This is a genomic window from Actinobaculum sp. oral taxon 183 str. F0552 (assembly GCF_000466165.1).
GTDB lineage: Bacteria > Actinomycetota > Actinomycetes > Actinomycetales > Actinomycetaceae > Peptidiphaga.
In genome coordinates, this window is the sequence record NZ_KE951428.1 from 38,854 (window position 1) to 60,863 (window position 22,010).

Genomic DNA, 22,010 nt, shown 5'->3' on the forward strand with positions numbered 1-22,010 from the left:
CGAATCCGACGGCAGGCGGTCCCGCCGGCGCATTCAATCCGTCCGACCGGATCTCTTTCCCCATTCTCGCTTGTTCTGCAAGGAAATGTGGCCATTCTCATTTCCAGCCTGTAAGCTGAGAAGCGACGTGCACGTCGCGATGAAGCCTGCCGGGCATCATCGCCGTCGGTCGGGATATATCGCGCCTTCGATTTCACAAGGAGAATTATGTCGACCGACCTGACGCAGCCTCTGGGAGCATTCGTGCGCTCGGTATCGGGGAAAACCACCCGGAACGCCACGCCGATGGAGTTCTGGCAGGGCCTGTCCAGCCTCGTCGTCGAGCGTATCGCCGACGCATGGCACGCCACCGAGCGGACCTATGAACTGGGGCGCCGCGCCGCCTACTTCTCGGCGGAATTCCTCATGGGTCGCGCCCTGCTCAACAACTTGACCAACCTCGGCCTACTCGACGACGCCCGCGAAGCCCTGACCTCCTACGGCCAGAACCTCACCGACGTCTTGGAACAGGAACCCGACGCCGCCCTGGGCAACGGCGGCCTCGGCCGCTTGGCGGCCTGCTTCCTCGACTCCTGCGCTACCCTCGAACTCCCGGTCACCGGCTACGGCATCCTCTATCGCTACGGCCTGTTCAAGCAGACGGTCGACGACGGCTTCCAGAACGAGCACCCCGACCCGTGGATGGAGGAGGGATACCCCTTCGCCATCCGTCACGAGGAGGAAGCGAAATACGTTCATTTCGCCGACATGGACGTCCGCGCGGTCCCCTACGACATGCCGATCACCGGCTACGGGACACGCAACGTCAACAACCTGCGGCTGTGGAAGTCGGAACCCATCGAGGAGTTCGACTACGCGGCCTTCAACTCCCAGCTCTTCACGGAGGCCATCGTCGAACGCGAGCGCGTGGCCGATCTGTGCCGGGTCCTCTACCCCAACGACACCACCTACGAGGGCAAAGTCCTGCGGGTGCGCCAGCAGTACTTCTTCGTGGCCGCCTCGCTCCAGTCGATGATCGAGACGTACGTGAGGGTCCACGGCGACGACCTGCGCGATTTCGGCAAGTACAACGTCATCCAGCTCAACGACACCCACCCGGTCCTCGCCATTCCCGAACTCATGCGCCTGCTCCTGGACGAATACGGCCTGGGCTGGGAGGACGCCTGGAAGGTCGTCCAGGAAACCTTCGCGTACACGAACCACACGGTCCTCGCCGAGGCCTTGGAGACGTGGGAGACGTCCATCTTCCAGCAGATCTTCCCCCGCATCTTCGAGATCGTCGCAGAGATCGACCGTCGTTTCCGCGCGGAGCTGGCGGCTCTGGGCTACGACGACGGGAAGATCGACTACATGGCTCCGCTCTCCGGCGGACGCATCCACATGGCGTGGATCGCCTCCTACGCGGCGTTCTCGATCAACGGCGTCGCCGCCATCCACACGGAGATCCTCAAACGCGACACCCTCCACGATTGGCACGACGTCTGGCCGGGGAAGTTCAACAACAAGACCAATGGCGTGACCCAGCGTCGCTGGCTGAACTCCTGCAATCCGCGCCTGGCCTCGCTTCTGACCCGTCTGCTCGGCTCAGACGCCTGGGTGCGCGACCTCTCCCTGCTCACGTCCCTCGAGCCTCTGGGCACGCCGCAGGTGCTCGACGAACTGGCAGAGATCAAGCACGGGAACAAGGAGAGATTCGCCCAGTGGCTCATTCGCCACCAGGGCGCTGCGATTCCGACCGACGCGATCTACGACGTTCAGATCAAGCGCCTGCACGAATACAAGCGCCAGCTGATGAACGCCCTGTACATCCTCGACCTGTACTACCGGGTCAAGGACGATCCCTCGCTCGACGTCACTCCGCGGGTCTTCATCTTCGGGGCGAAGGCAGCCCCCGGATACAAACGCGCGAAGGCGATCATCAAGCTCATCAACGAAATCGGCCGGGTGGTCAATTCGGATCCCGAGGTCGACGGCCTCCTGACGGTGGTGTTCGTCGAGAACTACAATGTGACCCCGGCGGAGTACATCATCCCGGCGGCCGACGTCTCCGAACAGATCTCCACCGCCGGCAAGGAGGCATCGGGGACCTCGAACATGAAGTTCATGATGAACGGAGCGCTGACGCTGGGCACGCTGGACGGGGCCAACGTCGAGATCGCGGACGCGGTCGGCGAGGGGAACGCCTACATTTTCGGCGCGAAGGAAGAGGAGCTCCCCGAGCTCCGCCAGACGTACGACCCCCGCGAGGCCTACGAGACCGTGCCCGGGCTCAAGCGCGTCCTCGACGCCTTCGTCGACGGAACCCTGGACGACGGCGGCACCGGCGACTTCCACGATCTGCGCAAATCCCTGCTGGAGGGCATGGCCTGGGAGTCCCCCGACCTCTATTACGTCCTGGGGGATTTCGACTCCTATCGTCGGACCCGCGACCGCATGTCGGTCGACTACCGTGACCGGCGGTCCTGGTCGCGCAAGTGCTGGGTGAACGTCTGCCGCTCGGGCATCTTCAGCTCGGACCGCACGATCAGCGACTACGCCGAGGACGTGTGGAGGATCGAACCGACGTCCATCTAACCGCTGCAATCCGCCGGAAGAGTATGCCAGGGGCAGGCTGCAGACGCCTGCCCCTCGCTCTTTGGCGCGCAAACACATGCCTTTACCCGACCTACCCGTCCGTTGGTGACTTTTGCCATCATGTTGCCGTTGCGCAAAGGATTTCATTCAGGCGGAGAACTGTGGTAGGAATGACAGTGCACAGAGTCCCCGACGGGGGTCACGTACATATCCTGGGGTGGCCGAAACCATCCCAGTTTGTCCAAAGGAGGGCACTTTCATGCGGCGCATGACAAAGTTTGCGGCGGTGGCAGCGGCGGCCGCACTATCGATAGGCGGGTTCACAGCCTGCTCGAATTCAGACGAGGGCGGTGGCAAGGGAACCGTCTACTATCTCAACTTCAAACCCGAATCCGAGGCGGCGTGGAAGGAGATAGCCAGCACTTACCAGAAGAAGACCGGCGTCAAGGTCAAGATCGTCACCGCCGCTTCGGGAAAGTACGAGGAGACTCTCAAGTCCGAGCTCGGGAAATCCGGCGGGCCGACTCTCTTCAACCTCAACGGCCCGGTCGGGTTGAAGATCTGGCAGAAGTACGCCGCGAACCTCACCGATACAGACTTCGCTAAGAAGCTCACCGACAAATCGCTCGCGCTGAAGGGCGACGACGGGAAGACATACGGCGTGCCCTTCGCCTTGGAAGGCTACGGCATCATCTACAACAAGGCCATCATGGACAAGTACTTCGCACTGCCCGACGCGAAGGTCAAGTCCATCGACGAGATCAAGAGCTTCGACAAGCTCAAGGAAGCGGCCGAGGACATCCAGGCCCACAAGTCCGATCTGGGCATCGACGGCGCCTTCGCGTCGACTTCGTTCTCGCCCGGTGAGGACTGGCGGTGGAACACCCACCTGGCCAACTACCCGGTCCACTACGAGCTCAAGGACAGGAAGGTCTCCGACGCCAAAGAGCTCAAGGGAACCTACTTCGAGAACTTCAAGAACATCTTCGACCTCTACCTGAAGAATTCGACGGTGAAGCCGTCGGAGACCTCCGCGAAGAACGTGACCGACTCGATGTCCGAATTCGCCCTCGGCAAGGCCGCCATGGTCCAGAACGGCAACTGGGCCTACAGCCAGATCTCCAAGGTCAACGGCAACACGGTCAAGCCCGACGACGTGCACTTCCTGCCGATCTACGTCGGCGCCAAGGGCGAGGACAAGGCCGGCATCGCCATCGGCACCGAGAACTTCCTGGCGGTCAACGCCAAGGCCTCCAAAGCGAGCCAGAAGGCGTCCATCGACTTCGCCAACTGGCTCTTCACGAGCTCCGAAGGCGCGAAGCTCGTCTCCGAGAAGCTCGCCTTCATCGCCCCCTTCGAGGCGTTCAAGTCGCTGGCACCCGCCGATCCGCTCGGCAAGGAGGTCGCCGAGACCATGAACAAGAAGGACGTCGACCCCGTGAAGTGGGACTTCACGGTCTTCCCGAGCAAGGAGTTCAAGGACGGACTCGGCCAGCACCTCGCCCAGTACGCCGCGGGCAAGGAGAAGTGGTCCGACGTGACCGACTACTTCAAGAACGAATGGAAGACCCAGAAGGAATCCTCTAAGTAGGTTTGCGTGTGGGCCGGGGCCTGCGCCCCGGCCCACACCGACCCACCGGACGCCCGGTCACTCTTGGAGACGAAACAATGGTCAGATCCCTCAAGCCCTATTTCGTGGTTTTCGCGGGCCCGACATTCGCCGCATTCGCAATCGCCTTCCTCGTGCCCTTCGGCATGGGCCTCTACCTCTCGTTCACCGAATTCACCACCCTCAACGACGCCGAATGGGTGGGCTTCGACAACTACGTCGCGGCCTTCTCCAGCCGGCAGCACTTCATCCAGGCTCTCCTGTTCACCGGACTCGTGGCGATCGTCTCGATCGTCACGGTCAACCTCGGCGCGTTCACACTCGCCTACTTCCTGACCCGCAAGCTTCGGGGCACGAACTTCTTCCGCACGGTCTTCTTCATGCCGAACCTCATCGGCGGACTGGTCCTGGGGTACACCTGGCAGGAAATCCTCAACGCGATCCTCAAGAACTGGGGCCAGACGGTCATCAGCGACTGGCGGTTCGGCTTCGCCGGGCTGGTCATGCTGATCAACTGGCAGCTGGCCGGCTACATGATGATCATCTACATCGCCGGCCTGCAGAACGTTCCGCCGGAGCTCAACGAGGCGGCCGAGATCGACGGCGCGGGCAGGTGGCGCAGGCTCCGTTCGGTCACGATCCCGATGATCATGCCCTCGATCACGATCTGCCTCTTCCTCACATTGGCCAACACATTCAAGATGTACGACCAGAACCTCGCCCTGACGAGCGGCAGACCGGGAAAGGAGACTGAGATGGCTGCTCTCGACATCGTCTCTACCATGTACAACAAAGTGGGCCAGGAAGGCATCGCGCAGGCCATGGCCGTCGTCTTCTTCCTCATCGTCTCGCTCATCGCCCTGGTGCAGCTGCGGGCGACCCGCTCGAAGGAGGTCGACCAGTGAGCGCCACCCCGAGCACCCTCCTCGGCGAGGCTCCGGGCCGGGCGAAGCCCGCCATGCCGCTCCTCGCGAAGAGGAAGCCGTCGCGTCCGGGCCACGTCGCGATCGTCAGCGTCCTCGGCGTCCTGACATTCGTCTTCCTCATCCCTTTGATCTTCATCCTCGTCAACTCTTTCAAAGGCAAGTTCTATATTTCCAACAGCCCCTTCTCCCTGCCCGGCGGCAAGACCTTCGCCGGCCTGGACAACTATGCGACGGGGCTGAGCCTCTCCGGCTTCGCGCGGGCGATCGGCTGGTCGTTCTTCATCACGGCGGCTTCGGTGGTCGTCATCGTGTTCTTCTGCGCGATGACCGCCTACTACATCACTCGCGTGAAGAACAAGTTCACGTCGATCCTGTACTACATGTTCGCCTTCTCGATGGTCGCCCCCTTCCAGATGGTCATGTTCCCAACCGTCAAGGTCGCCGACCTTCTGGGTCTGGCGACGCCGTGGGGCATGGTCGTCCTGTACTTGGGCTTCGGCGCAGGGCTGTCGGTGTTCCTCTTCTCCGGCTTCGTCAAGTCCATCCCCCTCGAGATCGAGGAAGCCGCCTACATCGACGGATGCTCGCCGCTGCAGAACTACTTCACGATCGTGATGCCTCTGCTCAAGCCCACGGCCATCACCGTGGCGATCCTCAACACGATGTGGGTGTGGAACGACTTCCTGCTGCCCAACCTGGTCATCGGTCAAAATGAGAAGTATCGGACGATCCCGATCGTCATCCAATCGCTGGTCGGCACGAACGGCAACCGGGACATGGGAGCCGAGATGGCGGTTCTGGTCATGGCGATCGTCCCGATCATCGTCTTCTACCTGACATGCCAGAAGTACATCATCGAAGGCGTCGCCGCGGGCGCCGTCAAGGGATGACCGCACGCGCGTGCGGCGGTCGGCGCTCCCGCCTTCCGCCGCACGCGTCGGCGTTCCCGGCGGCGCCGGAGCTTCGCGCACCCGCGATCCCGCCTGAGGGACGGGGAAGGGAGAGGCCATGGCCGGACTGCTCTCGCCGGACTCCTCGTTCTACCGAGCGCTGAATTCGGCGACGGATCTCGTGATCCTCAACGCGCTGACGATCCTCGGCTGCGTCCCCGTCGTGACGGCGGGAGCCTCCCTCACCGCATGCGCACGCGTGACCGCGGACATGGTGCGCGAAGAAGACGAGTACATCGTCCGCTCGTGGTGGGCTTCCTTCAAAGGGAATCTCCGCCAATCCTTCGGGTGGTGGCTGCCGGTGCTCGCCCTCCTCGTACTCGCGGTGGCGGAGAACTGGCTCATCGGCGGCATCAGGGGCGCCACGCTGGCCGGAGCGCTCACCGGGCTGATCGCCCTCGGCACGGCGATCGTCGTCGGAATCCTGTCGTGGCTGTGCCCGCTCGTCGCCCAGTTCGACAACACCGTGGCCGGGCACGTCTCCAGCGCCTGCATCCTGGCGGGAGCGCACCCCGTGCGCACCGCGGCGAACCTGGCGGTGGGAGTCGCCCCCCTCGCGTTCTTCCTCCTCGTTCCGGACGCACGAGGGGCGGTCGCCTGGTTCGCGGTGTTGATCGGCTTGAGCTTCACGGGCTACGTGCACGCGCTCATCGAGAAAGGGCCCTTCGACCGGCTGCGCTCCGCGCAGGATCCATCCGGCGCGTGAGGCGCGCATGCCCCGCGCAGTCGATGCGGATGGCGTTGGCGTGGGTTGGCCTGCCTCGCGCGGCCTGCTGGAAGCCCACACACCGCAAGAAGCACGCGAGCCGTCCTGAAGCGCATTCGCCTGCCGGACGCGCGGGTGCCCCGTCGCCCTCGGAGTTTTAGAATAGATTCTCTATAACTCTTGAGGAAGCGAGGAAGCAATGATTCGCAACGTCCATGAACGCGTCGTCGATGCGCCGATCGAGCGGCTGGGCGCTTTGCTCGACGGGCTGGGCCGGAAGGGCGACCGCCTGTGGCCTTCGCGAAACTGGCCGCCCATGGTGCTGGACCGGCCGGTCTCCGCGGGCGGCGAGGGAGGCCACGGGGCCATCCGCTATCACGTGACCGAGTATGAGCCCGGCGCGAGGGTCCGTTTCGCCTTCGACCCTGCCACGGGGATCGAGGGCGCCCACGAGCTGAACCTCGACGCGCTCTCAAACGGTCGCTGCCGCATGAGGCACGTGCTCGTCGGGCGCGCCCGCGGCCGCATGCGGCTGCTCTTCCCCCTGGCGATCGAGCCTCTTCACGACGCCGTCGTCGAGGACATGTTCGACAACGCCGAACGAGAGACGACGGGAACGCTCGCCCACCCCGCACAGTGGACTCTGCGGGTGCGCTTGCTCCGGTGGCTCTTCCGCGAAGGGAAGACGGCGACGGGAAGTGAATAGGCCTGGGGAATCCCGCCGCGGCTGGTGATGCGGCGGTAGATGGTCTCATCGGTGAGCAGCCCGTGATCTGCAGCTCCAGGCGCCTTTCCTTGGAGAACCCCGGCTCGCGGAAACCGTCGGCCTTGTCGGTCTCGAAGCGCGGAGTGGCGGGAAGTCGACGCTTCAGGGCCAGCGCCGGAATCCGCCCTCGGAGTCGATGACTTGGCCGACCACCCACCGCCCGGCGTCCGAGGCGAGCCATTCGATCAGCCGCGCCGGATCGTCGGGCTCGCCCCACCGCCCCTGGGGGAAGGCTCGCGGCAATGCAGCCGTGACTTCTCCGGGATCGCAGTAGCCGGTGTCCACGGGGCCCGGGTTGACCGCGTTGAGGATGATCCCCCGGTCGATGAGCTCGTCTGCGGCGGTGGCCACGAGCCCGGCCAAAGCGGCCTTGGACGCGGCGTAGGCGATTTCACCGGGCACGGGCCCTTTCCCTGCCCGGACGACATCCAGATCACGCAGCCTCCCTCGCGTCCGTCGTGCTGGGCGGCGAAGGCCTGTGTGGCGAGGATGCTCGCACGGGCGTCGACTCGCCAGTGTAGATCGAGGACCTCGGCGGTCACCTCGGCGAGCGCGCCGTCGGGACTGGACTGGGCCTGGTTGCACACGAGGACGTCGAGATGGCCGAGTGCCCCGGCCCGGTCGATGAGCGTCGCGGGGCCGGTGGACGTGGACAGGTCGATCGACGCATGGCCCATGCGCGCTCCGGGCGTCAAATGCCGGCGGACGCCGGCTACGACCTCGTCGACGTCGTCGGCGCCCCAGGGCTGGGCGGCGTCGTGGGGCGAATAGTGCTGAAGGAACACGCTCGCACCAGCGCAGGCCAGCCTGCACGCGATCGCGTAGCCTATCCCCCGCCTGCGGCTGACTCCGGTGACGACGGCGACGCGGCCGTCCAGCCCTCCGCTCATGCGCCATCTCCCTCCATCGGACCGGCTGGCATCCCAGCCTATCGGAGAGGCATCGCAAGCGCGGGCGTGTCAAGCGCCTGTCTCCATGCCCATGCCGTAGAGCCGCAGGGGCCTGCGAAGTCTCGGCGAAACGAGGAGGGGAGGCATTCGCCTCCCCTCCTCTGGCTGCTCACCTCAATTCAGCCTCATGTGGTTACGACCGGCGACGCCGTGCCGTGAGCGCGGCACCCGCGGCGAGCGCGCCCAGACCGAGGGCCGCCAAACCGATGATGCTCGCACCCGTTCGGGGCAGCGAACCGCCCTTCTCGGCTGTGGCCGACGGGGAGGACGCGCCCGGCTGCGACGGCTGAGTCGACGCCTTCGGAGTGGGCTCCCCAGCCTTGGGGGTAGGCTTGGCCACCAGCGTGTAGTCGTTGACGAAATCAGCTTCGACGATCTGGCCCTTCTCGCCGACGGTCACCTTCTGAGCCGCGGGGGCCTTGAGGGTGTAGCCGGCGAGTTCAGCGGATCCAGACCTCTCCATGACCGTGCACTGGGTGCCGACCGGAAGCCTATGGCCGGATTTGACGGCGACGCCGTCGCCTTTGGCGATCAGGCTCCCCTTGACACCGTTGGTGCACGCGTAGTCGAAGGCGAAGTCCCTGCCTTCCTGGCCTGACGCGCCCGAGACCTTCTTGGCGACGGCGAAGTCGCCGACGTGGCGCGTGTAGGCGTTCGTGAAGCTCAGGGCGACCACGGAATCCTTGGCTCCGATGGTCACGGTCTGAGTTTGCGGAGCGGCGAGGTCATAGCCCGCGACCTGGGCGGCAGCGGCGTTCTCCCTGACGGTGCACTTCGCTCCGGACGGCAGCCGATGTCCGGCCTTGACCGGGGAGCCGTCGGCGCGAGCCGTGAGGGATCCGGAGACCTTGCCTTCGTGCGATTCGCACACGTAGTCGAACGTGAAGGCCTTCGCCTTCAGGGTCGAATCCTCCAGGCCCTCGGCCTTCTTCACCACGGAGAAGGCGCCGCGGTCGAGCGTGTAGGTGTTGGTCGCGTTGACGGCGATCGCCGCCCCATCGGTCACGTTGAAGGTGACGGAACCGTCCTTGCCCGCCTTCCCGTTGGCGGAGATCGCCGTGGAGTGCTTGGCGTTCTTGGCGGCGGCGTTCTTCTCGGTCACCGTGCAGGAGCCGGTCGGAACGTCGGCGACGGACTGCGACTTGCCGGCCGCCACCGTCACGGTTCCCTCGATCGTCTTGGCGCCCGAGGAGTCGACGCAGGCGTAGGCGAAGTCGAACGCCTTGGGCGCCAGGCCGGCGCCGTCGCCGTCAACGGTCTTTCCGATCGTGAAGCCGCCGACCAAGCGGGTGTAGGTGTTCGTCACCGTCACCGGAGTCTTCGCCCCCTTGGCGATCGTCACCTTGGGGGTGTCGACGGCGGTGGCCAGCGAATAGCCGTCACGCTGAGCGGAGGCCTGCCTTTCGGAGATGTCGCATGACGTTCCCACGGGCACGGCCGGGCCCTGGACCAGGGTGCCGTTCCCGGGAACCTTGAGGCTGCCCTTCGTACCGTCCGTGCACGCGTAGTCGACGTCGAAGACGCCCTTGGCGAAGTCGGCGCCGTTGGAGACGACGGCTTTCCTCACGGTGAAGCTGCCCATGTCGCGAGCGTAGGTGTTCTTCGCGGTGACCGTGACGGTCGAGCCTTTGGCGATCGTCACCTTGCTCTGGGAAAGCTCGGCTTTCAGGGAATGGTCGGCGATCTGGGCGGAGGACTCCTCCTCGGCGATCGCGCACGTGGCGCCGGCGCGCAGCGAGGGGCTCCTGACGGCTTTTCCATCGCCGGGGACGCTCAGCCTGCCCTTGCCGTCCGGGCCGCAGTCATACGTGAAGGCGTAGGAGCGGGCCTTGCCGGCGTCGTTGCCCGCCACGGACTTGGCGATGGAGAAGTCGCCGACCTGCGGGGTGTAGGCGTTGACGAACGCCAGGGGAACGACGCCTCCGGCCTTGGAGATCGTGACCGTCTTGGCGGCTTCGGCCTTCAGATCGTAGCCGGGGACGCCGGCCGACGCCTGGTCCTCGGTCACCTTGCACGTCGTTCCGAGTTTGGCCTGGACTCCGGACTGGACGGCCCGGCCGTCGCCCTTGACCTTGATCTTGCCGGACTGCCCGTCGGAGCACTGGTAGGCGAAGGCGAACTCTTTGGAGGTCACGTTCGCGCCGGTGCCGGACTTGACCACGGAGAAGGTACCGAGCTGCTGGCTCACGGCGTTGGTCAGCTCGACGGCGGTCGACTTCCGGTCCTCGACGGCGAAGGAGTTCTTGACCTGGCCACCCACCTTGAACTCAGGAGTGCCCCATGCGATCCCGGGCACGGCCGGAGACGCCGAGGCCGGGTCCTCGCTCAGCTCGATCGTGGTTCCCTTGGGGAAGGTCGCGGCCGTGAAATTCGCTTTCTGCCCTGCAACCACGGTGAAGTCGACCGTGCCGCCCGTCCTGGAGGCGTTCACAGCCCCCGGAGCCTTCCATCCCTTGTAGGATTCCACGGTCGCTCCGCCGGGAAGCGTGTACTTGACCTTGACGGTGAACTTCGTTCCCTTGGCGACCTTGCCGGAGCCCTCGCCCTCCAGGAGCTTGGTCACGTTGAAGGTTCCGAAACCGGCTTCCATCTTGACGTCGACGGTGAAGGAGTCCGAGTAGTAGCGCTCGAACCTGGCTGCGCGTTCGGTTCCCGCGAGGGTCGCCTGATTGACGTACTTGAAGCCGGGCTGGATGAGGCCGTTGTGCGTCGTGGGCCTGGTCAGGTAGGAAATCCTGTAGTTCGTATTCGGCGCCCACGGTCCGGTGGCCGTAATCGTCGCGGTGTTCCCCCGCTTGGTCACGGTCAGGTCGAAGTCGCCGTACTTGGTGGTCCAGTCCTTGCCCGTGGCCGCGGTCAGGACGATGTCCCTGTCCTTGGGCTCGGAGGCGCTGGAGCGTATCGACAGCTGGTAGTGCTGGAGATCGTCGATGAAGGCCTGGCCCGGTCCGAGGACGTCCGTGAACGTGATGCTCGAGCGCGTCTTGCCGTCGAACTTCGTCGGCTTGCCCGCCTGGCTCAGCGCCTGGGCGGCGTAGTCCGAGCCGAAGTTGATCCCCCAGTAGATGAGGTTCGACTTCGAGTTGATGTCTCCACCCACCTTGTCGAGAGTGCCGGGCGTGTACGCGGATTTCGGCCTCTGCTTTATCCCGCCGCCCGGAATGTCGACGCTGACGGTGCTGCCGTCGACGGTGACGGCGGCCTTGCCGGAGCTCATCGCCTCGGTGACGCTCAGCAGAGCGGTGGCGCTGCCGTGGAATCCGGTGAAGCCCTGCCTGCGGAGCTCGTCGACTTTGCCGTTGAACGAGCAGACGATGTCCTTCTTGGTCAGGTCGCATTTGCCGACCACAACCTGCGTGCCGTTGTGGTCGACCTTGAGCTCCCTCGTGTGGGGGTGTTCGAGGTTCTCGAAGACCTTGGGGAGCTTGACTGTGAAGGAATCGCCCGAGGTGAGGGTGGTGTTGCGGGCATCCCAGTCGAATGTGAGCTTGGCGATGTCGCGAGTGTACAACGGGGGTTTCAGTTCGTTGCCGTTGGCGTCGGATTTGGTGAGCTTGAGATTGGCGATGGTCACCTTGCCGGCCGCGTGTGCGGGAGCGACGAAGCCGATCAGCGGAAAGAGCGTGGCGAGCAGGACGGCCATGACGGCCGGCGCTCGGCGACGCCCGGAAATGACGCTGGAGGTCACAGTATTCCTTTCATACGCGTGAAATATGGCGCAGGTACGCCATGAAGAAAGGTGCCGCCCCGCTGCGTGACGGCGAGGCGACGTTTTAGCGTGATGAGATTACCATCGGGATGTCGACGTGGCAAAACGCTGCGGCGCGACAACGCCGCGGGAGGATGCGCGTACCGCCTTCCATGACATGCCGTGCACTGCGCCGAGGCGGCGATCGCGAATGCCCGCGGCAATCTTCAGTTCCGGGTGGATGCGCCTGCGCGGGCTGCGCCCGCCTGCCTCCGGCACCGGACGATTCCGTCGCGGCCGGGCCGGTCTGCCGCTGCGGCAGATTCGTTGAGGCCGCCGGCTGCCCGCTCGCACATGCGTCCGCAGGCATGGCGATGGGGTGGCGATTCGCACGAATCGCCACCCCATTCGGCCGATGCAGGATTACTTCATCTTCGTGCCCACGGAACCGAGGCGCTGACAGGCCTCGAGGACGCGGGCGGCCATGCCCGCCTCGGCCTCCTTGCCCCACGAGCGCGGGTCGTACTTCTTCTTGTTGCCGACCTCGCCGTCGACCTTGAGCACGCCGTCGTAGTTGCGGAACATGTGATCGGCGACGGGCCGGGTGAACGCGTACTGGGTGTCGGTGTCGACGTTCATCTTGATGACGCCGTTGGCCACGGCGAGCGCGATCTCGTCCGCCGTGGAACCGGAGCCGCCGTGCATGACGAGGTCGAAGGGGCGGTTGTTCTTCCAGCCGACCTTCACGGCGACCTCTTCCTGGATGGTGCCGAGGATCTCCGGGCGGAGCTTGACGTGGCCGGGCTTGTAGACGCCGTGGACGTTGCCGAAGGTCAAGGCCGTCAGATAGCGGCCCTTCTCGCCCAGTCCGAGGGCCTCGACGGTCTTGAGGGCGTCTTCGGTGGTGGTGTAGAGCTTCTCGTTGATCTCGCCGACCACACCGTCCTCTTCGCCGCCGACGACGCCGATCTCGATCTCCAGGATCGTGTTCGCCTTCTGGGACAGGGCGAGCAGCTCCTGGGCGATCTCGAGGTTTTCGGCGAGGGGGACGGCCGAGCCGTCCCACATGTGGGACTGGAAGAAGGGAAGGCGGCCCGCCTTGTGCTCTTCGGCTTCGAGCTCCAGGAGCGGGCGGACCCATGAGTCGATGTTCTGCTTGGCGCAGTGGTCCGTGTGGAGAGCCACCGTCACGGGGTAGTTCTTGGCCACTTCGCGGGCGTACGCGGCTATGGCGAGGGAGCCGGCGACACGGTCCTTGACGGTGGGGCCGGAAGCGTATTCGGCACCGCCGACGGAAATCTGGATGATGCCGTCGGACTCGGCTTCGGTGAAGCCCCGAAGGGCGGCGTTCAGAGTCTGGGAGGATGTCACGTTGATGGCCGGGTAGGCGAACTTGCCTTCTTTGGCGCGGTTGAGCATCTCTGCGTATACTTCGGGAGTTGCGATACCCACGAAAAATCTCCTTAGCGATAGGTGCCTGGACCCTCTTATTCTCTCATTTCACCGGATAAATACAATAGCCTTAGGACCCGGCGCAATTGGCAGCCCATGAGGTTTGGATCACAAGGGCGTTCGAAGGGCGGGCCGGTTGCGGATCCAGGCCGGTGCGGGAGAGAGTCCGCCTCGCACACCGGCCCGAAAGAGCTGCGCACACCAGTCGGTCCCGGCTAGGTCGATTCCCCTTTCCGGCGGCGGACCGCAAAATACTTGATTCCGACGTCCGCGAGCTTCATGGTCAATCCCATGAAGAAAACGGCGATGTAGACGGAATCCACCTTGACGCTCTCTATCTCTTGCAGCGCAAGAACCCCGTACACTGCGAAGAACGCGATGAGACCCGAGATCGAGGTGAAGATGAGAATTTTCCCCTTGTCCTTCATCGGCATCACCTCCTTCGAAAGCCAATGCCTACTGCATTGTACCAATCGGAATGGCCCGATGGTTGCAACTCGTCGCAGTCATCGCACCGGAGGCCGTCGGTGCTGGACGATCCACCAGTGCATGGCGATGGCCGCGGCTGCGGCGACGTTCATGGAGCGGGTCGAACCGTACTGTTCGATGCGCACCGCCCTCTGGCAGGCCGCGAGAAGACCGGCGGATATGCCCGCCGATTCCTGGCCGAAGACGAGCACGCACCGTTCGGGCAGCCGCGTGGACTCCAGCGGCGCCGAGTCGGGCGGGTTGTCGACCGCGACCATCATGTAGCCGTGGCCCCGCGCCCACTCGGCGAGGTCGGAGACGCCGGGCCGGTGGTGGACGTCGATGTATCTGTCGGTGACGAGCGCTCCGCGCCGATTCCAGCGCCGTCGGCCGACGATGTGCACTCCTCCGACGTTGAAGGCGTTGGCGGTGCGCACGATCGAGCCGATGTTCAGGTCGTGCTCGAGGTTCTCGATGGCCACGTGAAGGGCCGAGCGGGTCGGGGCGAGGTCGTCGCGTATGGCCTCGACGCTCCAGTAGCGGTAGCGGTCGACGACGTTGCGCCGGTCGCCTTCGCGCAGGAGTTCGGGGTCCAGGCGCGGGTCGTCGGGCCAGGGCTGCGGGGCCGGGCCCACGCCGACGCCCATCCGAGCGGTCCCGAGCGAGGGGTCGCCGGGCGGGCCGGAACGCAGGCCGCCTTTCTCCGAGGGGACGGCCCGCCGCGGGGAGCCCCCTTCACCCGGGTCGTCGGCCGTCACCGGCCGGGAGCCTGCGGAGACGGGCCGGGCTGGCCGTACGGGGCCGGGCCGGGTTGCTGGCCGGGAGCCTGCGGGCTCTGCGGCGCCTGACCGTACTGGACGCCCGGAGCTGCCCCGTACGCGGCGGCCGGCTGGCCGGCCTGGCCGGGGGTCGGCCCACCGTACGGAGATCCCTGGCCCGGCTGGGGCTGCCCGCCGAAGCTCACCTGGGGGACGGCGCGGGAGGCTTCGTCGTGGACCTCGAAGTATTCGGCGTGCCGGAAGTGGAAGATCGAAGCGATGATCAAGGAGGGGAACTTCTCGCATTTCGTGTTCAGATCGCGCACATTCGAGTTGTAGAATCGGCGGCCGGCGGCGATGCGGTCCTCGGTGTTGGTCAGCTCCTGTTGGAGCTGGAGGAACGAGGAGTCGGCGCGGAGCGTCGGATAGTTCTCGGACAGGGCGATCAGACGGGAGAGGGCCCCGGAGAGCGCGTCTTCGTTCCGGGCGCGCTGGGCGAGGTTGGCGGCGGGCGCCTCTGCGAGCCTGCGGGCTTCGACGACGGCCTGCAGCGTGGACTGCTCATAGGACATGTATCCGCGGACCGTCTCCAAGAGATTGGGGATGAGGTCGTGACGGCGGTTGAGTTCGACGTCGATCTGGCGCCAGGCCTCCTGGACGAGGTTGCGCAGACGCACGAAGCCGTTGTGGGAGACGATCACCCAGAGGATGATGACGAGGAGGAGCAGGCCGGTGCAGAGCAAGGCGATGGTCAGGGGGGACATTCTTCTCGCTTCCCTTCACTTCTTCAGGTTCACTTCTTCAGGGCGTTTTCGCGTGAACATCCTGCGGCCCTCAGGGCGAACCGGCCGCGGAGGCCAGGCCCAGGTCCGTCAGGTCGAGTGCGGCGTGATAGGGGACGCCTTCCGCTTCGATGCGCTCCCGAGCGCCGGTGGCTCTGTCCACGACGACGGCGACCGCCAGCACGCGCGCCCCCGCCTCGCGTGCGGCGTGGAGAGCCCGGATCGGCGAACCGCCGGTGGTGGACGTGTCCTCGAGGACGACGACGCTGCGACCCTCGACGTCCGGACCCTCGATTCGACGCTTCATGCCGTGGTCCTTCGCCTCCTTGCGGACGACGAAGGCGTCGATGTCCAGGCCACGGGAGGCCGCGGCGTGCATGATCGCGGCGGCGACGGGATCCGCGCCCATCGTCAACCCGCCGACGGCGTCGACGACGCCCGCTCCGAGCCCGGCCTCTTCGAGCATGTCGAGCATGACGTGCCCGATGAGCGGACCCGCCTCGTGGTGGAGCGTGGCCCGGCGCATGTCGATGTAGTAATCCGATGTCCGGCCGGAGGCCAGCGTGAAAGCGCCCCGCTGGACGGCCAGGGTGTCGACGAGCTCGACGAGCCGCCTTCGCAGTGAATCGTTCACCCTCCCAGCCTAGCGGCACCGATGGGCGAGCTCGCCAGACGCGATGGGGAGAGTTGGCCTTTCCCTCCGCCGCGCCGATCCCTCCGCCGCGGCCAGCGCAGGCTCAAACCCTCCGCTGAAGCCCTGCGGATCCGATGGCGGATCCTGTTGAGGACCCTGCATCCGGTGCGGAGAGGCACCGCTAGGCGTGCTCATCCCCGCCCCGATATCCCCGGTCCGGCGATCCTTCGGATGAGCGAGCGCGGGGAGAGGCGAAGGACGCCCGCCAGCGCGCGGTAGCGTAAGCCGGGCGTGACGATCACCCGGCCGCGGCGCACGCCTTCGACGGCCTCTTCGGCGACGACGTTCGGGGGGATGAAGGCGGCCGCGGGCCACTGTCCGGCGTCGACGTCAACCCTTTCGTGGAATCGCGTGTGGACCAGCCCCGGGCACACGGCGGTGACGTTGACTCCCGTACCCCTGAGCTCGGCGGCCAGGCCCTCGGAGAAAGTGCGGACCCAGGCCTTGTGGGCGGAGTAGGTGCCCTGCGCGGTGAGCGCCGACATCGAGGCGACGTTGAGGATCCCCCCTCCCCCGCGCATGACCATGCCGGGGGCGGCCGCATGGCACGTCATGAGGACGGCCCTGACCATGACGTCGAGCGCCTCGAGTTCGCGTTCGACCGAGCCTCCCACGAAGTCCTGGCCCAGGCCGAAGCCCGCGTTGTTGACCAGCAGTCCGATGGGGCGCGTCTGGCTGCGAAGGCGCGTGCAGACGGCCTCGACGCCCTCCGTCGTGGACAGGTCGGCGGCCAGTGCCTCGGTCCGTACTCCGGCGACCTGCCGCATCCTTTCAGCTGTCTCCTCGAGCCGTGCGGCGTCGCGTGCGACGAGGACGAGGTCGTTGCGTTCGGCCGCCAGGTGCCAGGCGATCTCCAGGCCGATGCCCGAGCTCGCCCCCGTGATGAGTGCGCTTCCCATGCTTCAAGCCTAACCGCAGCCGCGTCTGCTGCCGGTTTCCGACCGGGTGTCGGACAGGCCGCGCATGCGGGGCCGACGGGACCGGAGGGCGCCGGGGCGATGGCAGTGAGTCACCGCAACCACTCCTGGGGCCGTGAGCGCTCCGGCTGCCGGCGGGCCCCTGCGGCGCGGGTAGGCCGCGGTAGGCTGGAATCATGCGTATCGCGACGTGGAACATCAATTCCGTCAGGGCGCGCACCGAGCGGGCCGTCGGCGTGCTGGGCCGCTGGAACCTGGACGTGCTGCTCCTCCAGGAGACGAAATGCAGGCCCGAGCAATTCCCCGTCGAAAGCTTCCGGGACGCCGGATACGAGGTCGCCGCGCACGGACTGGATCAGTGGAACGGCGTGGCGATCGTCTCCCGGGTGGGGATCGAGGACCTGGCCGTCGGATTCGACGGCCAGCCCGCCTTCGCCAAGGAGCACGACGACGGCGCCCTCCTGGCCGCTCCCCGGCTGGAGGCCCGGGCCATCGCGGCCACGTGCGCGGGCGTGCGAGTGTGGAGCCTGTACGTTCCCAACGGCCGGTCCGTGGACGACCCCCACTACCGGTACAAGCTCGACTTCCTGGCGCGCCTGAGGGAGGAAGCCGCCTCGGCGCTCGCCGCAGACCCGGGCACCCAACTGCTCCTAGCCGGAGACTGGAACGTGATCCCCGAGGACGGCGACGTATGGGACCCCGAGCTCTTCAGGGACGGGCTGTACGCGAGCGGCCCGGAGCGCCGAGCCTTCCAGGCCTTCGGCGAGGCGGGGTTCGTCGAGGTCACGCGTCAAGCGGAAGAGGCGCCCTACACGTTCTGGGACTACCAGCGGCTCCGCTTCCCGAAGAACCACGGCATGCGCATCGACTTCGCCTGGGCGGCTCCGAAGCTCGCCTCGCGGGTCACCGGCGCCCACATCGACCGCAACGAGCGCAAAGGAAAGGGCGCCTCGGACCACGTCCCCGTGATCATCGACATGGAGGATTGATCGAAAGCCGCAGCTTAGAGCCGTCCGCGCCTGTCGAGTGAGAATTCCAGCGATTCCTTGCCCTCAGTCACCAGAGGAAGTAGGCTCATCGCGTCATCCGATTTCTCGCATGCCACCAGACGGAATCCATAGAAGAGCGGCGGTGAAGAATGGGCTTGCTGCGATCGAATCCCACTTTCCGCACGCTTATGCTCGCCTTCACCATAAGCTCCGCCAGTGTCGGCTGCGCCAGTTTCTCACTTCCCGTGGCGTACATATACGCCACCCACAACTTGGTGCAGACGGCCTTCCTGACCACGACGAACACCATAGGGAACTTGTGCGGGACTCTAGTGGGCGGCGTCCTCGCCGACGCCTATTCGCGCCGCCTCATCCTTCTGATCTCCGGGGCCGCGTCGGGGGTGAGTTGGGCGGGAGTCTCGTTGACCGCGGCCAACGGCGTCTCCACCGTGTGGCTGTGGGCCGGGTCGGTGCTGATCGCCGGATTCGCCGGTTCCGCCGCGTCCGCGGTCGAAGGCGCCTCGATTCGCGCCATCGTGGACACGGACGACTTGGCGCAGGCGGGGCAGGACCGGCAAGCCCGCGCCTATTTGGTGACGATCCTGGGGCCGGCCATGGGCGGTGGTCTGCTCGGGGTGCACACCACGGCCCCCTTCGTCGCCGCCGCAGCGGGGGAATGCGCCTGCATCCTCCTGCTCGTCCGGCTGTGGCGCGACCCCCAGATGGGCCCCCGCGAACACGGGCACGTGAGCGCCCCGAGTTTCGCCTTCGGCGGGATCCTAGCGATATGCCGGGACCGAGTGCTTCTCGCTTATGCGGCCATCATGCTGTCCGTAGGCTTGGGCCCGGCCTTTCTGCTGGAGGCCGTGGTCTACTCCATGGCGCACGACGGCTCGCCCGCGTGGATCATCTCCGCGTTTCCCACCGCCTTCGGGATCGGCGGAATCCTCGGCTCCGTTCTGCTTCTGCCGGTGTTCCTCAAACGCGTCCACGCTCCAGTGGGTCGAATGACCATGGGGATACTGTGCGTCGAAACGGTAATCGTCGCAGGAATCGGACTGATGTCCGGATGGCAGCCGCGCACCGTTCTGGCCGTGGCCTTCACAGCCATCGCTCCGCTCATCAATCCCTTCGTCTCCTTCTTGATCGCCTACGTTCCCGACGACCTCCAGGGGCGCGTGCTGTCAACCATGACGGCCCTCAACACCACCCCGAACGTGCTGGCACCGGGCCTGGCCGCCGTCGCGGTGGGAGCCTGGGCAGGCAGGGGGAGCATGCTGGCCGCCTTGATGATGGCGATTCCCGCCCTGTTCATTCTGCTCATTCCGATCCTGCGGGACATCCCCGACAGCGCCCAATGGTCCGCTTACATGGACTCCATATCGCAGAAGCACGGAGCCGCGAGACGGGGACCCCGCACATCCGCCGGCGCATGACGCTCGGCATTCGACCGTCAGCCGGCACCCGGCCCCATTCGGCATCAGCCTCTCCCCGATGCTCGGCACCGGCGCCCCGTCAGCCCTCCCGGAAGTCGTCGACGAGGGCGAGGATCGCCTTCGAGCGCTCGGAGCCGTAGTCGCGCACCGCCTCGACGGCCTTGGGAGTCAGCCACGGCCCGAGGGTGCCGGCCACGAATTCCTTGGAGTAGGCGCCCAGACGCGCCACCGCTCTCTCCCGCAACTCGGGCGGCGTAGCGAGCACGTGCACCGTCATCCCGCCCTCCAAGGCGTCGCAGAGCTGGACGAGGTTCGTCTGGGGGCGGAGGTCGCCGTCGTCGATGCCCATCCGGATGAGTTTGCGGGTGCGGAGAACCGCCCGTCCCGCCGATTTGGCCCACACGTCGCCGACGGCTTCGGGGACCGTCTGGTTCTCGAGGTTGAGGCGGATGACGGCCAGCCCCACGGGCGTGAAATACGTGCTCATCCGCGATTCGACGATGTGGGATATGCGTTCGACGTAGGGGACGTCGCCGAGTTCGAGCTCCCGGCGCTGGAAGAAGGCGTCAGTGGCGTTGAAGGCGTCCAGGAGCATGGCTTCCTTCGTCGGCCATCGCAGATAGAGAGACGACTTGCCCATATGGGCCCAGCTCGCGACCTTGCCGATGGAGAAGCCCGCCCACCCGAGCCGAGAGTAAACCTCCAGCGCGGTTCGCAAGGCGCGCTCCTCGATCCCCGGATCGCGGGGACGGCCGACCGACGCATCGGCGCGCACCGGCGCTCTCTGGGCGGCCGGATCGACCAGGCCCGCGAACACCTCCGCTGCGAGCGAATTCTCCCCGCTTGCCTTCCCACTGGTCACTTTCGACTCCTGTACTCCTTGAAGCGCGATTCCGATTCTCCCACACCGCCTAACCCCCTCCCCGGACACCGGCGCCGTGTTCCGCACCCAGCCGACTCATCGGGGATTCCCGTGGACATCCCCGATGCGCTCGGTATCCTCGAGGAAAACGGCATGAGGACCGTCAGGACGACATCCTGGCATTCGTATAAGGAGCGTAATCAATGGACAACGGCAAGATCGCGCTGGGCGCGACCGGCGTGGAGATCGCGCGCCTGACGCTCGGCGGCAACACCTTCGGCTGGACGTCGGGCCCCGAGGAGTCCTTCGAAGTGCTCGACGCCTACGTCGCGGCCGGCGGGAACTCGGTGGACACCGCCGACGTGTACTCCGCATGGGCGCCGGGGAACTCCGGCGGGGAGTCGGAGAAGATCCTCGGGCGATGGCTCGCCGCGCGAGCCCGGACGTCCGGGCCGGGCCGCGACGAGGTCGTGATCGCCACCAAAGTCGGCGTGCACCCCGAATTCCGAGGGCTCTCCCCCGAGAACGTCGCCGCAGCCTGCGACGCCTCGCTGAAGCGCCTGGGCCTCGACCACGTGGACCTCTACTTCGCGCACTTCGACGACGACTCCCAACCGGTCTCCGCCATGGCCGAGGCCTTCTCCGCCCTCGTGGACGCGGGAAAGGCGCGGGCGGTCGGGCTGTCGAACCTGACGGCCGAGCGCATGCGCGAGTGGGCGGACTACGCCCGCGAGCATTCGCTGGCCGCGCCGGCGATCCTCCAGCAGCACTACAACCTGGTCGAGCGCAAGGCCTTCGAGGGCGAGTACATGCCGCTGGCGGCCCGGTTCGGCATGGTCACCGAGAGCTACTACGCCCTGGCGTCCGGCTTCCTGACCGGCAAGTACAGGTCGGCCGGGGACATCGCGGCCAATGCGGCGCGCGGCGAGGCTGCGCAGCGATATCTGACGCCTGAGGGCCTGGCCGTGGTCGACGCCCTCGCCGACGTGGCCGGCGCTGCCGGGGCGAGCCCGGCCAGCGTGGCGATCGCCTGGCAGCTGGCCAAGGGCGTGGGATCGCCCGTGGCCTCCGCGAGGGTGCCGTCCCAGCTGGTCGCCCTGTTCGCCGCGCTCGACCTGGAGCTCGGCGCCGAACAGGTGGCGGCCCTGGACGCGGCGTCCGCGCCGTTCGCATAGGCGCCGCCGGCCGCGGTGCTTGTAGAAGGTGGAAAAACTATGTGATCTTTCCACCTTCTACAAAAGTTTACATTTGACGCTATTTAAGAGCACGCGGGCAAATGCACCAGAAGAATCGCAGAAGGAATAGAGAAATACTTCATCCCTGATGTAGTCATGACTGCAAGCAAAGTTTTTCCAGCACGACACATGAGTACAGAAGGGAGTTTCGCTCTTGGAGTCCTGCTTTTACAACCCGGCTTTCTATGAAAAGGCGGTCTACAATGTCTGCCTTCGTTAATATTTTGATTATTCAAACTATTTTGAAT

Annotated in this window: 17 protein-coding genes and 1 pseudogene; 9 read left to right on the forward strand and 9 right to left on the reverse strand. The window is 65.8% G+C overall.

Annotated features, from left to right (window positions below; all coding sequences use genetic code 11):
* Window positions 1-207: 207 nt before the first annotated feature.
* From HMPREF0043_RS05485 to HMPREF0043_RS05510, 6 genes are all read left to right on the forward strand, one after another.
* On the forward strand, window positions 208-2,574 hold the full coding sequence (locus HMPREF0043_RS05485) for a glycogen/starch/alpha-glucan phosphorylase (protein ID WP_021601935.1): 2,367 nt from the start codon (window positions 208-210) through the stop codon (window positions 2,572-2,574).
* 259 nt (window positions 2,575-2,833) lie between these two features.
* Window positions 2,834-4,165 carry an ABC transporter substrate-binding protein gene (locus HMPREF0043_RS05490; protein WP_040317928.1) on the forward strand — a complete coding sequence of 444 codons (1,332 nt, stop codon included), beginning with the start codon at window positions 2,834-2,836 and terminating at the stop codon, window positions 4,163-4,165.
* A gap of 77 nt (window positions 4,166-4,242) precedes the next feature.
* Window positions 4,243-5,088 carry a carbohydrate ABC transporter permease gene (locus tag HMPREF0043_RS05495; RefSeq protein WP_021601937.1) on the forward strand — a complete coding sequence of 282 codons (846 nt, stop codon included), beginning with the start codon at window positions 4,243-4,245 and terminating at the stop codon, window positions 5,086-5,088.
* Window positions 5,089-5,141: 53 nt separating this feature from the next.
* A complete protein-coding gene (locus tag HMPREF0043_RS05500; protein WP_051317463.1) occupies window positions 5,142-5,999 on the forward strand; it encodes a carbohydrate ABC transporter permease in 858 nt (285 codons plus the stop codon).
* A 118-nt stretch (window positions 6,000-6,117) separates the two neighbouring features.
* The gene (locus tag HMPREF0043_RS05505) at window positions 6,118-6,765 is read left to right on the forward strand and encodes a DUF624 domain-containing protein (RefSeq protein ID WP_021601939.1); all 648 of its coding nucleotides are present in this window, start codon (window positions 6,118-6,120) and stop codon (window positions 6,763-6,765) included.
* Between the two features lie 199 nt (window positions 6,766-6,964).
* Window positions 6,965-7,471, forward strand: a complete 507-nt coding sequence (locus tag HMPREF0043_RS05510) for a hypothetical protein (protein ID WP_021601940.1) — start codon at window positions 6,965-6,967, stop codon at window positions 7,469-7,471.
* Between the two features lie 162 nt (window positions 7,472-7,633).
* On the opposite strand, the pseudogene HMPREF0043_RS11945 reads toward HMPREF0043_RS05510, so the two are convergent.
* From HMPREF0043_RS11945 to HMPREF0043_RS05550, 8 genes and pseudogenes are all read right to left on the reverse strand, one after another.
* A pseudogene (locus HMPREF0043_RS11945) lies at window positions 7,634-8,421 on the reverse strand (SDR family oxidoreductase).
* Between the two features lie 193 nt (window positions 8,422-8,614).
* Complete coding sequence (locus HMPREF0043_RS05520; protein ID WP_051317458.1) at window positions 8,615-12,169, reverse strand: DUF5979 domain-containing protein; 3,555 nt, start codon at window positions 12,167-12,169, stop codon at window positions 8,615-8,617.
* Window positions 12,170-12,592: 423 nt separating this feature from the next.
* Window positions 12,593-13,621 carry a class II fructose-bisphosphate aldolase gene (fbaA, locus tag HMPREF0043_RS05525; protein ID WP_040317929.1) on the reverse strand — a complete coding sequence of 343 codons (1,029 nt, stop codon included), beginning with the start codon at window positions 13,619-13,621 and terminating at the stop codon, window positions 12,593-12,595.
* Between the two features lie 215 nt (window positions 13,622-13,836).
* Window positions 13,837-14,049 (reverse strand): hypothetical protein, encoded by a 213-nt coding sequence (locus HMPREF0043_RS05530; protein ID WP_156897527.1) that lies wholly within the window; start codon window positions 14,047-14,049, stop codon window positions 13,837-13,839.
* A gap of 78 nt (window positions 14,050-14,127) precedes the next feature.
* Entirely contained in the window at window positions 14,128-14,736 is a 609-nt protein-coding gene (locus HMPREF0043_RS05535) for a TrmH family RNA methyltransferase (protein ID WP_021601946.1), read from the reverse strand.
* Window positions 14,737-14,843: 107 nt separating this feature from the next.
* Window positions 14,844-15,611: a LemA family protein gene (locus HMPREF0043_RS05540; protein WP_021601947.1), complete on the reverse strand. Its 768-nt coding sequence runs from the start codon at window positions 15,609-15,611 to the stop codon at window positions 14,844-14,846.
* Between the two features lie 70 nt (window positions 15,612-15,681).
* Window positions 15,682-16,263 carry an orotate phosphoribosyltransferase gene (pyrE, locus tag HMPREF0043_RS05545; RefSeq protein WP_021601948.1) on the reverse strand — a complete coding sequence of 194 codons (582 nt, stop codon included), beginning with the start codon at window positions 16,261-16,263 and terminating at the stop codon, window positions 15,682-15,684.
* A 191-nt stretch (window positions 16,264-16,454) separates the two neighbouring features.
* Window positions 16,455-17,222 (reverse strand): SDR family NAD(P)-dependent oxidoreductase, encoded by a 768-nt coding sequence (locus HMPREF0043_RS05550; RefSeq protein ID WP_021601949.1) that lies wholly within the window; start codon window positions 17,220-17,222, stop codon window positions 16,455-16,457.
* A gap of 194 nt (window positions 17,223-17,416) precedes the next feature.
* Here HMPREF0043_RS05550 and HMPREF0043_RS05555 point away from each other — a divergent pair, with 194 nt between their 5' ends.
* Window positions 17,417-18,229 (forward strand): exodeoxyribonuclease III, encoded by an 813-nt coding sequence (locus HMPREF0043_RS05555; protein WP_021601950.1) that lies wholly within the window; start codon window positions 17,417-17,419, stop codon window positions 18,227-18,229.
* A 188-nt stretch (window positions 18,230-18,417) separates the two neighbouring features.
* Entirely contained in the window at window positions 18,418-19,665 is a 1,248-nt protein-coding gene (locus HMPREF0043_RS05560; protein WP_021601951.1) for an MFS transporter, read from the forward strand.
* A 79-nt stretch (window positions 19,666-19,744) separates the two neighbouring features.
* On the opposite strand, the gene HMPREF0043_RS05565 is transcribed toward HMPREF0043_RS05560, so the two are convergent.
* Window positions 19,745-20,527, reverse strand: coding sequence for a TetR/AcrR family transcriptional regulator (locus HMPREF0043_RS05565; protein ID WP_021601952.1), 783 nt, complete (start codon window positions 20,525-20,527; stop codon window positions 19,745-19,747).
* Window positions 20,528-20,730: 203 nt separating this feature from the next.
* On the opposite strand from HMPREF0043_RS05565, the gene HMPREF0043_RS05570 reads away from it, so the two are divergent.
* A complete protein-coding gene (locus tag HMPREF0043_RS05570; RefSeq protein ID WP_021601954.1) occupies window positions 20,731-21,702 on the forward strand; it encodes an aldo/keto reductase in 972 nt (323 codons plus the stop codon).
* Window positions 21,703-22,010 lie beyond the last annotated feature (308 nt).